Source organism: Marinomonas arctica, from assembly GCF_003259225.1.
GTDB lineage: Bacteria > Pseudomonadota > Gammaproteobacteria > Pseudomonadales > Marinomonadaceae > Marinomonas > Marinomonas arctica.
Map to the genome: position 1 here is coordinate 1 of NZ_QHJF01000030.1, position 14,049 is coordinate 14,049.

Sequence of the window (14,049 nt, forward strand, 5' to 3'; positions counted from 1 at the left end):
ATGCGTAGCAGATCGAATTCGTCCGAGTTCTTCTTCTGGGATGTGGTATTTGAATAAGGCTTGGTAACGCTTCGCTCGCGTTTCCTGCTGACGGCTCAGCTTGAGATAAAGTTCATGTGGTTGCCAGAGCTCACTTTGTAGAGCCAGTGACTCCTGAGCATGAAAGCGATAGCTCGACCATTGGTAGTCAGCTGGATGAGCGACCATATTAGCTCTAACGGGATTTAGCTCAATATATCGCTGGCAGATAAAAAAGTATTCCTCAGCACTGATGACACAAGATTTAAATCGCCCTTCCCACAATGTGCCCGTTCTTTGGTAAGTTTTCTATTTTCATCTGACTCCAATTTCAGCCCCCAATTTCATTTCTGAGTAGGCTTGTTCTAAAGCGTCAAAGGCATCAGTGGGCACTTCATATTGAAACTGATCTCTACGTTTCTTAGATATCTTGCCGCTTTGCTCTAAACAGAAGACGACCAACTTTGAAAGTGTTCGGTCATTAATATCGTACTGCTTATTGATATGGCGTTTTAGAGTGTCGTATTGGTTGAGATACGCCACTTCCTGCTTGATATAGTGTTCCATGGCTTCGTCGCACGCTTCCGCCATCAACTCAGCACAGGCGGTGCCATCCCAATGGCGATAGATAGATTCATGACCTTTGAACTCAAAAGCATAGTTTTCTGTGTCGAGGTAGTCAACTTGCCAGAAGGTTCTGATTTCGGAGGAGTAAGCGCTTAATGTAGCCAGATACTCTCGCTCTTTGTTATACAAAACGGCCGAGACAGGCAGTAACAAGCCATTCGCGAGCTGACCGCTGCGGCATAATACGTGATGAAACATAAAGCGTGATAAGCGTCCATTCCCATCCATAAAAGGGTGTAAGAATACAAAACCAAATGAGATGACCGCACCAAGTACAATAGGATCTACTTGCTCTGGTAACTGGTTGGTCAATTGCTCCCACTCTTGCATGAGTTCACGGCATAAATTCGGTGAGGGTGGTATATACGTAACGCCAATAGATCCAGGAGCATTAATTAAGTAGTTCTGCTCATTGCGATAGGAGACGGCCCATTCATAGGGGTTGTTGATCGTGGCCTTTTGCAATTCTGCTAAATAGTCTTCATCGATTGCACGGGGAATGTGTGCTTGTCTCAGTAGGTTGGTATACCGCTGGATTTTATTGGTATCGGGCTGCTCTTTCTCGATAGCGAAGGAATCTTTGGTTTCACTGAGATACATCCAAGATAAAGCTCGGTTGAGCATGGCGTCATCTAACTCATCAGTAAACTCTTTGGCTTTTTGCAAAGTATTTTTGGCCAATGCTTTTTCAAGTCGCTCAGTTCGCTTCACGATGATGCTGTAGTCTAAGGAGCCGATTACATTGACATGGACGCGCCAGCGTTTATTCGTCTTATTATCTGCGGTGATAAAACGCTTTGGATCTAATAAAGGGATATAGTTACCACGTGTTAGTTCAGCGGTGCGTGGTAATGATTGCTGATGAAAGTGTTCCCAAAGTAGGCAGGCAATACGGATATATTTCCCCATAGGAGCGGATTCATAGCACTCTAGGAGCGCTTCTGCGCTAACTTTGAGCAGTGTTTGGGAAAGTATTTGTAAATTAAGGTCTTCGTATTTCAGTGCAAAAAGAATGTGATCGAGTATCTTATCCAAAGGCTTTAATGAGGCTGGCGTTGCTAATGTATTGTCAATTAGTTGCACCTTAGTTACTGACATAACACGGGCAGATACTTGCAACGGTAGCGCTTTGATATCTGCGCGCTCTAGTAAGTAAGCGTAGCCTACGGATGTATTTGTCATATTCAGTACCAAAAAATGTTTACAAAACTAAGATTTTAGTTATATCTGCTTCATTCGCTAAGATAATAGTTACATTCTAAGCATTGTTACTTGGTGTTGGATACGCCTAACTGCAATTTAGTCTAAGAAAATGTTTACGGAGCTAAGATTTTTGTTACAAATCTCCATTTCTTCATGAAAAAGATTACAGCAATTGGGATCTGTAGCAATTGGGGAAAAATTGGGGTCAGATAAAAATTAAGCTCTCTGACTCTGTTTCCGCCCTCGCTTCATAGGCGACACACGACTGCCCGTTAGCATTTCAATCTCTTTTTAAAATCTGTCATTCTCCAATGCTATGTCGGAACGGATGACTGTGCGTACTCGACCTAGCTCCTCATCTGATGCATGTACTTTGAACAAGGCTTAGTTCAGACTAAGTTTTTATACCAAGAAAAAGCGCTTGCAATCTGTATTAATATGCACGAGGCTTGTCCTGTGTCCCGAGACACAGGACAAGAGGTTTTATAATGCCATGAAAAGTCAAGACATTGGTTTGCTATTAAAGCTCATCTCTCTCGAACACCAAGAAAACTCGTCCTCACAAGACAGAGGTATATTCACATGGCCTCACGACTGGCGAGACTGGGAAAGCCATAGCGATGACATTGGTCAGCCGTTACTCTTCCCAACAGTAAGCAGTGAATTTCGTGATTTTGCCTATACCACTCGTAACCTTGAAGCAGAAACAGGCATAAGCAAAACTCAGATCAGCGAATCACTAAGACGCTGCATAGACATTGGGTTAGCTAAGAAAGATCGACAATTTGGCGTGCCGAGGGCCAATAAAAAAGCTCTATTTGAGTTTATTATTTCAGGTATTAAATATGTCTTTCCTGCCAAGCTAGGCGAAGTAACTAGAGGTATAGGAACATCGTTCGCTGCGCCTATCTTACAAAACGATATTTTAAGTTCTGGGGAACTCATTCCTGTGTGGCCTGATGCCAGAGGCACGAATAAAGGACAAGCTGTTGAGCCCTTATTTAAATCAGCGACACTAGCAATAAAAAAAGACCCTGACATGTACGCCATGCTCGCCTTAATCGATTCCATACGATTAGGCAATGCGCGGGAAACCAACATAGCAAAGGACAAGCTAAAGTCTTTTTTGGAGTAAGCAATGAGCGCAAGAGACGTCCAAAAAGAAATGCTAAAGCAAGTCGCCTTAGCATTAGATGAGTTAAGGGGAACGGTAACCTTTGTCGGCGGCTGCACAACAGCCTTGCTGATCACAGATGAATTGACCGTTGAGCAAGTAAGACATACCGAAGACGTAGATCTGATTGTTAGCATAATGACCTATGTAGAATACAACAAACTAAAAGCACAACTACAATCAAAAGGTTTCAAAGAAACACCTCTTACAGAAGAAGATTGGCCTATTTGTGCAATGAAGCCTGTATCGAAAGACACGGGCTTTTTTATACCTGCCGCAGACGTCCTCACCATCACATCTAAAAAACACTAAAAAGTGGTGAAGCGTTACCATTTTCTTAGCAAAATGGTGAAATCTAGCGAAAAGCTTAGCTTCAACAGCAAAACATCCAAAATACTCTCATGACCAAAAAATCAGACTCCTCCCTTGAATATCGGCTATTTACACTCTTTTCATCAAATCCCAATTTACAATTTTGTGGGGATACCTCAACATCTGCCCCCAATTTACGCACTCTGAATAATGAATAAAAATCGCAAAAACGGCTGTTTAGCCGATTTGCTTGCGTAGAAATGGTAGTTTTTAACGTGTTTGCTACTCACCAGAAGTAGCCACGCGAAACACACACACTTGAATGTATTGTTGCTCTTCGGTGTATGTAACATCAGTGAAACAACAAATGCCGTTAACCATACCTCATTTTAATGGCCGATAAATATGGAGAAAGTCCGATGAAAAACAGATACCAGTTACCCTTGTTGGCCATTTTTGCCACACAATTGGCGTACGCGGCAGACACGAACCCACAGAATAAGAGCGACAAATCTTGGCAAGGCTCTGCCGAATTAGGTGTGTTATTAACATCCGGTAACAGTGACACCACCAACCTCAATAGTAAGTTCAATGTGACTCAACAGCTAAAAACCTGGCGTAACACTTATACCTTTGCTTCCATTTACGCTGAATCCGACGACATCAAAACAGAAGAACAGTATCGCAGTTCAATACAAGCAGACTACATTTTTAACGACCGTCAATTTTGGTACTTACGAGGCGCTTACAATAAAGATTTGTTCTCGGGTTATGAATACCAAAGTTCAGCATCAACCGGTTATGGTAATCGCTTCTGGCAAGAAGAAGATGGCTCTTATTTAGAAGCGTCGGTGGGTGCCGGTTATCGAAATAATAAGATAGACGAAGACTACACAACGGACTCTTCAGAACGGACGCCGATAGCGCGATTCAGTGCAACCTACGAAGAGCACCTCTCTAAAACGTCGTTGTTTAGACAAGAGCTAAACTCCGAAATCAGCACCGAAAATGGCAGCGCCATTTCTGAGTCCATTTCATCGCTTCAAGCAAACATAGTCGACAACCTAGCGATGAAGCTTTCCTACCGTGTCAAACATTCGACGGATGTGCCTGTAGATACGAAAAAAACCAACACGGAAACCTCTGTCTCTGTGCTCTACTCATTTTAGGTTAATTAGGGGCGGATGAAAATGACGCTCTCAGGCTCGGGTTCTGCCTGATGAACAGCCTTGTTTTCATCCGCCCTCAATTTCCCAATCACTAAAAAGATCCAATCGGCTGTTCAGTACGTAAACAAGGCTATGACACACAAAAAACCTCATTTACCTGAAAAGATTTGCCTTGTCTGCCAGCGTCCATTTGCGTGGCGTAAGAAGTGGGAGCGCGATTGGCTGCAGGTGAAATACTGCTCTGAACGGTGCAAGCGCCAAGCAAAAAAAGAGGCCAATTAACCAGCCTCTTTTTTGTTTTTTGACGCCTATTTAGTGTTAGCCAATGGCCTCTTGAAGCTGTGTTGACAGGGCTTTTGCTTCGAGTGTTTGTTCATTGAGACGTTTTAATCGTTCGTTCACTTCCACAGCCAACTTGCCAATATTGATTTGTTTGGCCGAATTTTCCTGAACCAGTTGGTTAATACCATGCACTTCGGTACAAATTTCCGTCAGAGATTCACCGGCTTTGTTGGTGAGCTCGACGGTATTTTGTACCGATTGAACGCTGCCGTCGATGTTGTTTACCGCTTGTGTCACGCCCTTTTGCAGGCTTTCAATCATGGCTTGAATGTCTTGAGTGGATTGTTGAGTTTTGCTGGCAAGGTTACGTACTTCATCGGCGACAACAGCGAACCCTCGGCCTTGCTCGCCTGCCCGCGCGGCTTCAATAGCAGCATTCAGCGCCAACAAATTCGTTTGGTCTGCAATACTACGAATCACGTCGAGTACAGAGGAAATTTGCACCGAATTGTTCGACAGCTGGTTAATCACAGCCGCTGTCGAGGACACTTGCTGAGTAAGCTCTTGCAGGACATTTTCGGCTAATTGCAAATTGCGCTGACCTTGATTGGCATCGTTTACCAGAGTACCGACTTTTTGGGCGATAATGTCGGTGTTGGCGGCAACGCCTTGAATAAGTGGCGCGCTGTGCTGGCGGCGTTCAAGAATATCGGACAAATCTTGTTCTTGTTGGTTGGCAATCTGACTCAGCGCATCAATGTGACTCTGCAGTACGGTATCTCGTTCCGTGACAGACCCGGCTTCTTGTTTTGGCTGTGTTAACTCGTGAAAAACACGATCGACCCAACGTGGAAAGTCATCTGCATTTGTCGGCAAGCTCAACTGAGAATGATCGGCGTAATGCTTAGCCATTGTGTCCCTGACAGATTGCAACATTTGATCTTGCTGGCGACCTTTTTTCTGGCCAATGGCAATCGCCAGTATGGCGACGGCGGTAAGCAGCCAAACCAATATCAAACTGATAACCGTTGGCAAACTAACGGTTAGTGTGAACTGAATTGTCAACGCAATGGCCGCAAGGACTGCGGTGATCAGCAACCCAGCCAGCCACATATTCTGTCTCGCATTCATGATGAATTCCTATTCTTATTGTTGTGAATAATGCTTTTTAAAAGATTGGATCAGATCACAAAACAGATGTTGTGAATAATTGTTTATCTGCTAACCAATTTCAATTTTGAGATAGGCACCTTAAGTCCCCCTTTTTCTATTGCTTTTACTGACGGTCATGACAAAAAACACAAATTCCACACCGCTTGTTGACCATCTATGCTGAGTTAATCAACTTTCATACAGACCGCTTTGCTTTACAGTATTCGTATCAATTAAAAGTGATTCAGGAGCGAGTTATGTCTAACTACAAAAGCGGTGTTTCGCTAAAGGCAACGCGTTATAACGACAAGCTGTTACTTAACATGAAAACATCAGGCCACCCAAGCGAGCTGGATTTTGAACGCATTACGCCTCAGTTAGAGGCGGCGATTTATTCTATCCATTCCCCTTACGCGGTGTTGCTAGTCGATATTAGTGAATTCGAAGGCTGGAGTATAAAAAGCGCGTGGGAGGAGTTTTTATTAAGCCAACGACTCGGTGGTGAGTTTAATCGTATTGCTATCTATGGAAAGAGTCGTTGGCAAAATAGACTCATTCGCGTCATAAGCTGGTTTATCTCAGCGGACATCAAGGTATTCAAGCGTAAGAAAGAAGCGACTGACTGGGTGATGGCTTCTTAAGTCGGTCTTGGACGGTTGGACTTAACAAACCCTTTATAAGTATAGCAGTAGATTACTAATATCAGAGATGTAAGTGGCTCCATAAATCCATTTGCAACCACATTAAATGAGCAAAACTATGCTCATAAATAACCTTAAAAGATATTTTTGAGCAATTATCTTCTCATAAAATACTTTTTATAGCTATAATGAGCAAAACTATGCTCATAAAGGCATTCGATGAAAACACTTACTATCCAAGCTCTGACTCAACAAGAATGGCGCGATATCGCTATATTAAAACTACTCAATCCTGAAAGAGGGACAGCTAGCCCGAGTCGTCTTGGTTATGAGTTTGAATATTCCGTCGAGTGGTTAGATCTTAACGATGAGCGTGCTTGCAGCTTAGTGCTACCTGTACAAATTATGATTGAGCATGAAGCCGATCATTGGTTTGGCTTTTTAGAAGATATTGTTCCGGCTGGTGCAGCCCGTCGATATTTAATCGACTTATGGGGACTTCAAACCCTTTCTTCTAGTGAACAAGACACTGCCTTATTGGAGAAAGGTACTATTGCGCCAGTTGGCAATCTGAGAATAAAAGAGTCTCTCCCCACCTTACCAGCTGATTCCACTCTTCATCTTAGAAAATTCACTTTACATGATGTGGTCGAACGCGACTCTAGCTTTTTAGAATATGCTCAAGAGATGGGAGCCATTAGTGGCGGTGCAACGGGCGCAGGGGGCGAAGCCCCCAAACTGTTAGTGCGTTGCTCAGCACAAGGAGAAATTTGGATTGATACGTTTCAAGAGCAACATGATATTGCTGATGCTCATTATCTGGTGAAGTTCCCACGTGGTCGCAAGACACGAGATGACTGCGATATTCTACGAGCGGAGTATCATTTCTACCATGAATTAACTGATATGGGATTTAATACGATCAGCACAGAGAAAATGAAGCTACTAGAGGGAAGCCGATACCCTTCTCTTTGGCTTCCAAGGTTTGATACTCATTGGAATGAACTCAACTGGGAACGCTATGGTTTGGAATCTATTTTTTCTGTGTTAAACAAACCTGCTGGGAGCTACCTTAATCATTTTGAGGTCATCCGTTCTGTTTGTAACGTACTACAAAAGCAATCAACAGAGTTTGATACTGCACGTTTTGTGTGCGAATGGCTAAGCCGCGATTTGCTCAATATCGCTTTCGGCAACTCAGATAACCATGGTCGTAATACCGCTCTCCTTAAAAAGCCTAACGATATTTGGTTATCCCCTATTTATGACTTTGCACCAATGAAAGTAGATCCTGAAGGTATCACTAGAACCACAAAATGGGGATCACCATTTGAAGAAGGCGGAGAGTATCGCTGGCAAGCCATTACAGAAGAGCTTGATGATTTATGCCCGTATGACACTTCATTCTCAGCATTAAAACAAACCGCAAGCAAGCTTATTGGTTTACAACAACGCCTGGAGGCGAGAGGCGTACCTGAACGTATTTTAGAGGTTATTCAAGTTAAATGGTTAGAAACGAAACTAGCACGTTGGGGTCTTTTATGAACATGACAGCTTCCGAACGCCAAGCTTTATTAGTAGAGCTTCTACAACAGCACATGTTAGGTGGGCTCACCCAAGGACAAATGTTAAAACGCCTTCGTAAGGAGGTATTGGGCTTTTCTCAAACTCGTTATGCAGAGTTAGTTGGAGTGAGCCGTCGTACCTTGACGGATATCGAACAAGACAAAGGCAGCCAAGTACAAAGCATTATCGACAAGGTATTCAAGCCACTGGGAATGAAATCTGGACTAACGCCAATTCATCCTCATGTCGCGAAACATATAATGGCTGGCACTCAACTTGATGGCGACTTAAAGGTGAAATAGCAATATTGTGAGCTCTAGCTCCACAAGTAATCGAATTAATCCAACCCCTACTTTATCCACTCAGCTAAACGTTCTGACTCCGGCCACCAAGTAAAAACATCCAGCCAAGCATTGGCATCTGGGCTGAACCAGTAACCCACAGCACAGCCGAGCACTAACATCAATGAAGCCAGTGGTTCGCCCCAATCCGTTAGTTTCAGTGCGCTACCAAATGAGCGTTTAATACGCATGCCAGACAGTTCAATACTGTAGAGTTCATCCAGAATCAGATGGATGGTCGCGCCGAAGAAGATAAATCCGCCAATGCCCCAGGCGGTTTTCGCCTCCAGTGCAAACAAGTGGTAAGCGGTAGGTACGGCAAGAGCCGCAAACATAAGATTCGCAAGCAAACTGTGCAGCGCCCCTCTGTGTATGGTGAATTGTTCAAACACACACTGGATGGGGAAGCGCACGACGAGATAGCTCACGATCGCTAAGGCAAGCACTTGCCAATGGAGCAGTTTATCCAACGAAAATGCGATGGCGAGCCCCGCGACCAATGCTCCAAACAATCGAAAGACTAATCGAATCGCGGCGGAGTCATCGGCGTCAATATCAGGCAATAAGCCTCCCAGCGTTCCAGCCAAAACGTAAAAAATCGCCTCGTTCATATTGGCGTAGCCCAAAATAAAGGCGCTCGCGGCCAATGGCGCACTGAGTATGGCGGCCACAGTAACGTGGGTTTTGAAGTCAGCCATATAGGAGTTTCCTTGTTGTTTTATAAGGTGAAATCCGCTTTTGCGGAGGATGAAATTTCGATGGGCGCATGCTACAGGAATCGAGATCTAGAATCTGCGCACGCTAAATTAAAGATTCATTAAAGATTCGCTTCTTTATTGTTTATACTTGTGTAAGCAATAGGCTAAGAAAAGCCTCGTTAAACCGATTAAGAGACAATGAATGGCAAAGCGTAAACGCGGTATTTTCAAAACAATTTGGGCCATTCTGTGGCGTACTTTGCTGTTACTGGTGCTTGTTTTACTGGTGTTTCGCTTTGCGTCAATACCCACAACAGCGTTTATGCTGCAAAGCGATTATCCAGTGAAACAGACATGGATCAGCATTGATGAGTTGCCGCCTCATATGCCGTTGGCAGTGGTGGCGTCGGAAGATCAGCGTTTCCCTGAGCACTTTGGTGTCGATTTCGCTGAAATCAGCAAAGCACTCAGCCAATACGACGAAGGCGACGGTCTGCGTGGCGCGAGCACCATCTCGCAACAAACCGCAAAGAATCTTTTTCTATGGTCGGGTCGCAGCTTTGTCCGCAAGGGGCTAGAAGCCGGTTTGGCGATAGGGCTGGAAACTCTTTGGGGTAAAAAACGTATCTTAGAAGTGTATTTAAACGTGGCGGAATTTGGCAAAGGCATTTACGGTGTCGAAGCCGCCAGCCAACATTATTTTGGTCGCTCCGCCAGCAAACTCAGCATGAACCAAGCCGCACGACTTGCCGTGCTGCTACCCAGTCCACGAACTCGCAACCCTAATAGTTTAACCTATTATCTTGGCCAAAGAGTCGACTGGGTCGAACGCCAAATGCAGCAACTAGGGCCTGACTATTTAAAACCGATTCTTGATCATTAAGAGATAAATCAGCTACCCATTTTTGTCTTACCTCTTAGCTATGTGAATAGCAACTGTTTAAAAGTATTCGGACTATCAACGAGCGTTCCACCTATTGGAACACTTTCTAGTTTTTCATTTACTTTTTTTGTCTTAACGTAATGATGCATGTAATAAAAACAACAAAACAGGCTCAGATTATGATGAAGCAAATTTCCCAATACGCTCTTTTATCGATAGGTTTGGTAACTGTACCAGCGATAGCGAAAACACAAGTAATTACACTTGGCACTGGTACGCCAGTGACAACCCCTGAGCGGGTCGGCTCTTCTACCGCCGTGGTGTATAACGACAAAGCTTATCTTTTCGACATTGGCCCAGGAGCAGTCCATCGCGCTATTCAGGCAGCGGCAAATGGCTTTCCTCAACTTGCTCCAACCAAGATTGAGCATTTATTTATCACGCATCTACATAGCGACCATATTTTGGATTACGCAGAGCTTGCATCAACACTCTGGTGGCGTCGTGACAATCAGATTTCTGCCTACGGTCCGAAGGGTATTCAATCCTTAACCGACGGTTATTATCAAATGTTGCAAGTCGATTTAGATTTACGTATCAATGGTTCACAGCCAGTCCAAAGCCCAGAACTATACAAAGTTAAGGTCAATGAATATGAACAGGGTGGATGGGTGTTTAAAGATGGTGATGTAACTATTGAGGCCTTTGATGTCCCCCATGGCGATATTAAACCAGCCTTTGGCTATAAAATTACGACACCAGATAAAACGATCGTGATCTCTGGCGATACTGGTTATAGTGAAAAGCTCATTGAGATGGCACAAGGCGTTGACATCTTAGTCCATGAAGTAATCAATGATGAAGCATTGAAAAAAGTCTCACCAGCTTGGCAAAATTACCATTCTCATGCCCATACGCCTGCCACGGAGTTGGCAAAAGTCGCCAATGCCACTAAGCCAAAATTGTTAGTTTTAACGCACCTTCTGTATTACGCAGAACCAGTACAGTCGACAGCCGAACAGGTACGTGAGCATTATAATGGCAAGGTCGTTCTCGCCAATGATTTGGACGTTTTTGAATAACAAAGCGAGCTTACATTTATGACAATAGCCCTTGATCGTGGTATCAAAATCCTAAAAGAGCTTGGTAATGCTCAAGGGCTAACATTGTCTGAAATCACTAAGCGAACAGGCATTCCGAAAAGCACCACACATCGGCTTTTAAAAAGCCTTTGTGGGCAAAACTTAGTGAGACAAAACAGACTCGATCAACGTTATCGAAGCAATGTATTATTACCCCAGCAGTCCGAGATTCACATCCCTCCTGCAGATCAACCTCTGCTTGAAATTGCATGCAAATATGCAGAGTCACTGACCAGTCAAGTACTCTGGCCTTCCGATATTTTCATCCCAATAGGAGATGAACTTTTTTTTATTGAAAGCACTCGCGCGTTAACCCGCGTGTATATCCCACATTGTCGAATTCAAACAAAAATAAATATTATAAATTCCGCCGCTGGTCGCGTATTACTTGCTTACAGCGACGATCAAACAGCCGATAGATACTTACAGCAAACTTGGCTGGAGAAAACCTCCTCCGAGATAGAAAAGAAACAATTCTTAGAGGCTTGGCCCACACTGCGTAACAAAATACGTCAACAAGGATTTGCTTTTCGTGCACCGACCTACTTTGGAAAACCTGGAGCGGGAGATGGGCTCCGAGCAATAGCGGTACCGATATTAAACGGCAATAAAGTAAGAGCCTGTATCAATTTAGTTTGGCCTAGTTTATATGCAAGCGAAGAGGCTTTTGCCAGAGATTACGCTAAACTACTCATCCAAACCGCCAATGAAATTAGCTCGTGCTTAAAAGACTAGATGGCTTTCAATTCCTTAACGTCCGCTCTACGACTTTCCCCATATAAAGCCTCACAGGTCCCGAATTTACAGGGCTTTTTTGTAGGTCATTTGCTAGAATCTGCCTTATTCCGTTTCGGTATTATTTTAAAGGCAAGCTATGACCGTTCTTCTGATGACCCCACCCATGACGCAATTGAATACGCCGTATCCCGCGACGGCGTATCTGACTGGCTTTTTGCGATCTCGGGGCTATGAGGCGGTGCAACGCGATCCGGCCATTGAGCTGTTCCTTGAGATGATGACAGCACCGGCGCTGGACATTATTCGTCAGCATGTAGAAGACAATTTTGAGTCATTTGAAGACGATGAACTGCCCGATGCGGTGTTTTGTTTCTTAGCCGAATTTGACCGCTACCGTCTGTGTGTCGAACCGGTTATTCGCTTTTTACAAGGCAAGGATTCCAGTCTTGCGCTGCGTATTGTTTCGCGGCGTTTTTTGCCAGAAGGCCCAGCGTTCGACACCATTACGCAGATGGAAGAAGTGTCAGGCGATATTCTCAAAACCGCTTTTGGTCAGCTTGGCGTGCAGGACAAAGCCAAGTATTTGGCTACGTTGTTTATCAATGATTTGTCGGCGGTGATCACGCAAGGCGTTGACCCGTATTTTGAAGTCAGCCGTTATGGCGAGCGTTTGGCAGCGGCCAACCCAAGTTTTGATGACCTCTACAATACCCTGATGGGCGAGCCGAGCTTTAGCTCAGAAATCCTAGAGCAGTTAGTTGAGCAGTACTTGGAAGAAACTCAGCCTAGTGTGGTGGCCTTAACCGTACCGTTTCCCGGCAATATGCTAGGCGCATTACGCATTGCGCAAACGTGTAAAGCCATCAACCCTGACTTGCCTGTTGTGTTGGGCGGTGGGTTTGTCAACACAGAACTGCGCGCACTGAAAGATCCTCGCGTATTTGAGTTTGTCGATTTCATCTGTCTGGATGATGGCGAACGCCCGTTTATGACCTTGCTGGAATTCTTTGACGGCCAGCGTGAAATCGATGAGTTAGTACGTACTTACTTTCTTGCTGAAGACAACAATGGCGAGCCTTATGTTCACTACAATGAAAATGCCGAGCTGCATGATATTCCGCAAACCGATGTCGGCACGCCAATTTATGACGGCTTGCCGTTAACCGAATACTTGTCACTCTGTGAAATGCTCAACCCCATGCACCGCATCTGGAGCGATGGACGCTGGAATAAGCTAACCATCGCCCACGGTTGTTATTGGCGTAAATGCAGTTTCTGTGATGTGACGTTGGATTACATCGATCGTTACGATGCGGCTGGCGCCGATATTCTGGTAGATCGTATTGAAGAGTTGATTGCCGAAACCGGTCAGACTGGCTTCCACTTTGTCGACGAAGCCGCGCCGCCAAAAGCGCTGTTTGCGCTAGCAAGACGCCTAATCGAACGGGGCGTAGTGATCAGTTGGTGGGGCAATATTCGTTTTGAAAAAACCTTTACGCCAGAGCGCTGCCAGTTATTGGCGGATTCTGGCTGTATCGCCGTAAGCGGTGGTCTTGAAGTGGCCTCTGATAGATTGCTAAAACTGATGAAAAAAGGCGTCAGTGTTGAGCAAGTGGCGCGCGTAACCAAAGCTTTCAGTGATGCGGGTATTCTAGTGCATTCTTATTTGATGTACGGTTTCCCCACACAAACCGAGCAAGAAACCATTGATGCGCTCGAAATGGTGCGTCAAATGATGGCGCAAGAATGCTTCCAATCGGCGTTCTGGCATCGATTCGCGGCTACGGCACACAGCCCAATTGGCATTAATCCGGAAGAATATGGCATCACGCTCGCGGAACGCCCTGATATCTTGTTCGCGGAAAACGATGTGGATTTCACCGATCCAACCGGCACGGATCACGATATGTTGGGCGACGGACTGCGCAAAGCACTCTACAACTACATGCACGGCATCGGCTTTGATCAACCCATGGATTTCTGGTTTAATAAACCCGTGAAACGCACCTTGGTGAAAAAAGACCTAATTGCCAAAGCCTTAAACGACCTGATTGTCAGCAGTTAGTAACTAGACTGGGACACTGTCTGACGTTATTACAGGTA

Annotated in this window: 14 protein-coding genes and 1 pseudogene; 11 read left to right on the forward strand and 4 right to left on the reverse strand. The window is 44.7% G+C overall.

What is annotated here, in order from left to right; genetic code table 11:
• Both DK187_RS16685 and DK187_RS16690 read right to left on the reverse strand, forming a co-directional pair.
• Positions 1–207, reverse strand: a pseudogene (locus tag DK187_RS16685) (transposase); the annotation flags it as partial.
• Positions 208–333: 126 nt separating this feature from the next.
• Positions 334–1,827 carry a Fic family protein gene (locus DK187_RS16690; protein ID WP_111608472.1) on the reverse strand — a complete coding sequence of 498 codons (1,494 nt, stop codon included), beginning with the start codon at positions 1,825–1,827 and terminating at the stop codon, positions 334–336.
• A gap of 514 nt (positions 1,828–2,341) precedes the next feature.
• Here DK187_RS16690 and DK187_RS16695 point away from each other — a divergent pair.
• The 4 genes from DK187_RS16695 (at position 2,342) to DK187_RS16710 (ending at position 4,785) form a co-directional block, all read left to right on the forward strand.
• Positions 2,342–2,983: a hypothetical protein gene (locus DK187_RS16695; RefSeq protein WP_111608473.1), complete on the forward strand. Its 642-nt coding sequence runs from the start codon at positions 2,342–2,344 to the stop codon at positions 2,981–2,983.
• Positions 2,984–2,986: 3 nt separating this feature from the next.
• Entirely contained in the window at positions 2,987–3,334 is a 348-nt protein-coding gene (locus tag DK187_RS16700) for a hypothetical protein (protein WP_111608474.1), read from the forward strand.
• A 419-nt stretch (positions 3,335–3,753) separates the two neighbouring features.
• Positions 3,754–4,503: a DUF481 domain-containing protein gene (locus DK187_RS16705; RefSeq protein ID WP_111608475.1), complete on the forward strand. Its 750-nt coding sequence runs from the start codon at positions 3,754–3,756 to the stop codon at positions 4,501–4,503.
• 132 nt (positions 4,504–4,635) lie between these two features.
• Positions 4,636–4,785 carry a DUF2256 domain-containing protein gene (locus tag DK187_RS16710; RefSeq protein ID WP_111608537.1) on the forward strand — a complete coding sequence of 50 codons (150 nt, stop codon included), beginning with the start codon at positions 4,636–4,638 and terminating at the stop codon, positions 4,783–4,785.
• A gap of 36 nt (positions 4,786–4,821) precedes the next feature.
• On the opposite strand, the gene DK187_RS16715 is transcribed toward DK187_RS16710, so the two are convergent.
• The gene (locus DK187_RS16715; protein ID WP_111608476.1) at positions 4,822–5,916 is read right to left on the reverse strand and encodes a methyl-accepting chemotaxis protein; all 1,095 of its coding nucleotides are present in this window, start codon (positions 5,914–5,916) and stop codon (positions 4,822–4,824) included.
• A gap of 278 nt (positions 5,917–6,194) precedes the next feature.
• Between DK187_RS16715 and DK187_RS16720 the strand changes: the two genes are divergently transcribed.
• The 3 genes from DK187_RS16720 (at position 6,195) to DK187_RS16730 (ending at position 8,446) form a co-directional block, all read left to right on the forward strand.
• The gene (locus DK187_RS16720; protein ID WP_111608477.1) at positions 6,195–6,578 is read left to right on the forward strand and encodes a SpoIIAA family protein; all 384 of its coding nucleotides are present in this window, start codon (positions 6,195–6,197) and stop codon (positions 6,576–6,578) included.
• 219 nt (positions 6,579–6,797) lie between these two features.
• Positions 6,798–8,123: a type II toxin-antitoxin system HipA family toxin gene (locus tag DK187_RS16725; protein WP_111608478.1), complete on the forward strand. Its 1,326-nt coding sequence runs from the start codon at positions 6,798–6,800 to the stop codon at positions 8,121–8,123.
• Positions 8,120–8,446, forward strand: a complete 327-nt coding sequence (locus DK187_RS16730) for a helix-turn-helix transcriptional regulator (RefSeq protein WP_111608479.1) — start codon at positions 8,120–8,122, stop codon at positions 8,444–8,446. Before DK187_RS16725 ends, DK187_RS16730 begins: the two co-directional genes overlap by 4 nt.
• Before the next feature lie 47 nt (positions 8,447–8,493).
• Here the strand turns inward: DK187_RS16730 and DK187_RS16735 are convergent, their stop codons facing one another.
• Positions 8,494–9,183 carry a metal-dependent hydrolase gene (locus DK187_RS16735; RefSeq protein WP_111608480.1) on the reverse strand — a complete coding sequence of 230 codons (690 nt, stop codon included), beginning with the start codon at positions 9,181–9,183 and terminating at the stop codon, positions 8,494–8,496.
• A gap of 202 nt (positions 9,184–9,385) precedes the next feature.
• Between DK187_RS16735 and mtgA the strand changes: the two genes are divergently transcribed.
• From mtgA to DK187_RS16755, 4 genes are all read left to right on the forward strand, one after another.
• Positions 9,386–10,066 carry a monofunctional biosynthetic peptidoglycan transglycosylase gene (mtgA, locus tag DK187_RS16740; RefSeq protein WP_111608481.1) on the forward strand — a complete coding sequence of 227 codons (681 nt, stop codon included), beginning with the start codon at positions 9,386–9,388 and terminating at the stop codon, positions 10,064–10,066.
• A gap of 179 nt (positions 10,067–10,245) precedes the next feature.
• Positions 10,246–11,148 carry an MBL fold metallo-hydrolase gene (locus tag DK187_RS16745; RefSeq protein ID WP_111608482.1) on the forward strand — a complete coding sequence of 301 codons (903 nt, stop codon included), beginning with the start codon at positions 10,246–10,248 and terminating at the stop codon, positions 11,146–11,148.
• Between the two features lie 18 nt (positions 11,149–11,166).
• The gene (locus DK187_RS16750; protein ID WP_111608483.1) at positions 11,167–11,943 is read left to right on the forward strand and encodes an IclR family transcriptional regulator; all 777 of its coding nucleotides are present in this window, start codon (positions 11,167–11,169) and stop codon (positions 11,941–11,943) included.
• A gap of 139 nt (positions 11,944–12,082) precedes the next feature.
• Positions 12,083–14,011 (forward strand): B12-binding domain-containing radical SAM protein, encoded by a 1,929-nt coding sequence (locus tag DK187_RS16755; RefSeq protein WP_111608484.1) that lies wholly within the window; start codon positions 12,083–12,085, stop codon positions 14,009–14,011.
• Positions 14,012–14,049 lie beyond the last annotated feature (38 nt).

Bases quoted from the DNA above. Each gene is read 5' to 3' on its own strand.
- DK187_RS16750 (WP_111608483.1), top strand. From the start codon at position 11,167: ATGACAATAGCCCTTGATCGTGGTATCAAAATCCTAAAAGAGCTTGGT.
- DK187_RS16725 (WP_111608478.1), top strand. From the start codon at position 6,798: ATGAAAACACTTACTATCCAAGCTCTGACTCAACAAGAATGGCGCGAT.
- DK187_RS16705 (WP_111608475.1), top strand. From the start codon at position 3,754: ATGAAAAACAGATACCAGTTACCCTTGTTGGCCATTTTTGCCACACAA.
- DK187_RS16745 (WP_111608482.1), top strand. From the start codon at position 10,246: ATGATGAAGCAAATTTCCCAATACGCTCTTTTATCGATAGGTTTGGTA.
- DK187_RS16735 (WP_111608480.1), bottom strand. From the start codon at position 9,183: ATGGCTGACTTCAAAACCCACGTTACTGTGGCCGCCATACTCAGTGCG.
- DK187_RS16720 (WP_111608477.1), top strand. From the start codon at position 6,195: ATGTCTAACTACAAAAGCGGTGTTTCGCTAAAGGCAACGCGTTATAAC.
- DK187_RS16715 (WP_111608476.1), bottom strand. From the start codon at position 5,916: ATGAATGCGAGACAGAATATGTGGCTGGCTGGGTTGCTGATCACCGCA.
- DK187_RS16700 (WP_111608474.1), top strand. From the start codon at position 2,987: ATGAGCGCAAGAGACGTCCAAAAAGAAATGCTAAAGCAAGTCGCCTTA.
- DK187_RS16690 (WP_111608472.1), bottom strand. From the start codon at position 1,827: ATGACAAATACATCCGTAGGCTACGCTTACTTACTAGAGCGCGCAGAT.
- mtgA (WP_111608481.1), top strand. From the start codon at position 9,386: ATGGCAAAGCGTAAACGCGGTATTTTCAAAACAATTTGGGCCATTCTG.
- DK187_RS16730 (WP_111608479.1), top strand. From the start codon at position 8,120: ATGAACATGACAGCTTCCGAACGCCAAGCTTTATTAGTAGAGCTTCTA.
- DK187_RS16695 (WP_111608473.1), top strand. From the start codon at position 2,342: ATGAAAAGTCAAGACATTGGTTTGCTATTAAAGCTCATCTCTCTCGAA.
- DK187_RS16710 (WP_111608537.1), top strand. From the start codon at position 4,636: ATGACACACAAAAAACCTCATTTACCTGAAAAGATTTGCCTTGTCTGC.
- DK187_RS16755 (WP_111608484.1), top strand. From the start codon at position 12,083: ATGACCGTTCTTCTGATGACCCCACCCATGACGCAATTGAATACGCCG.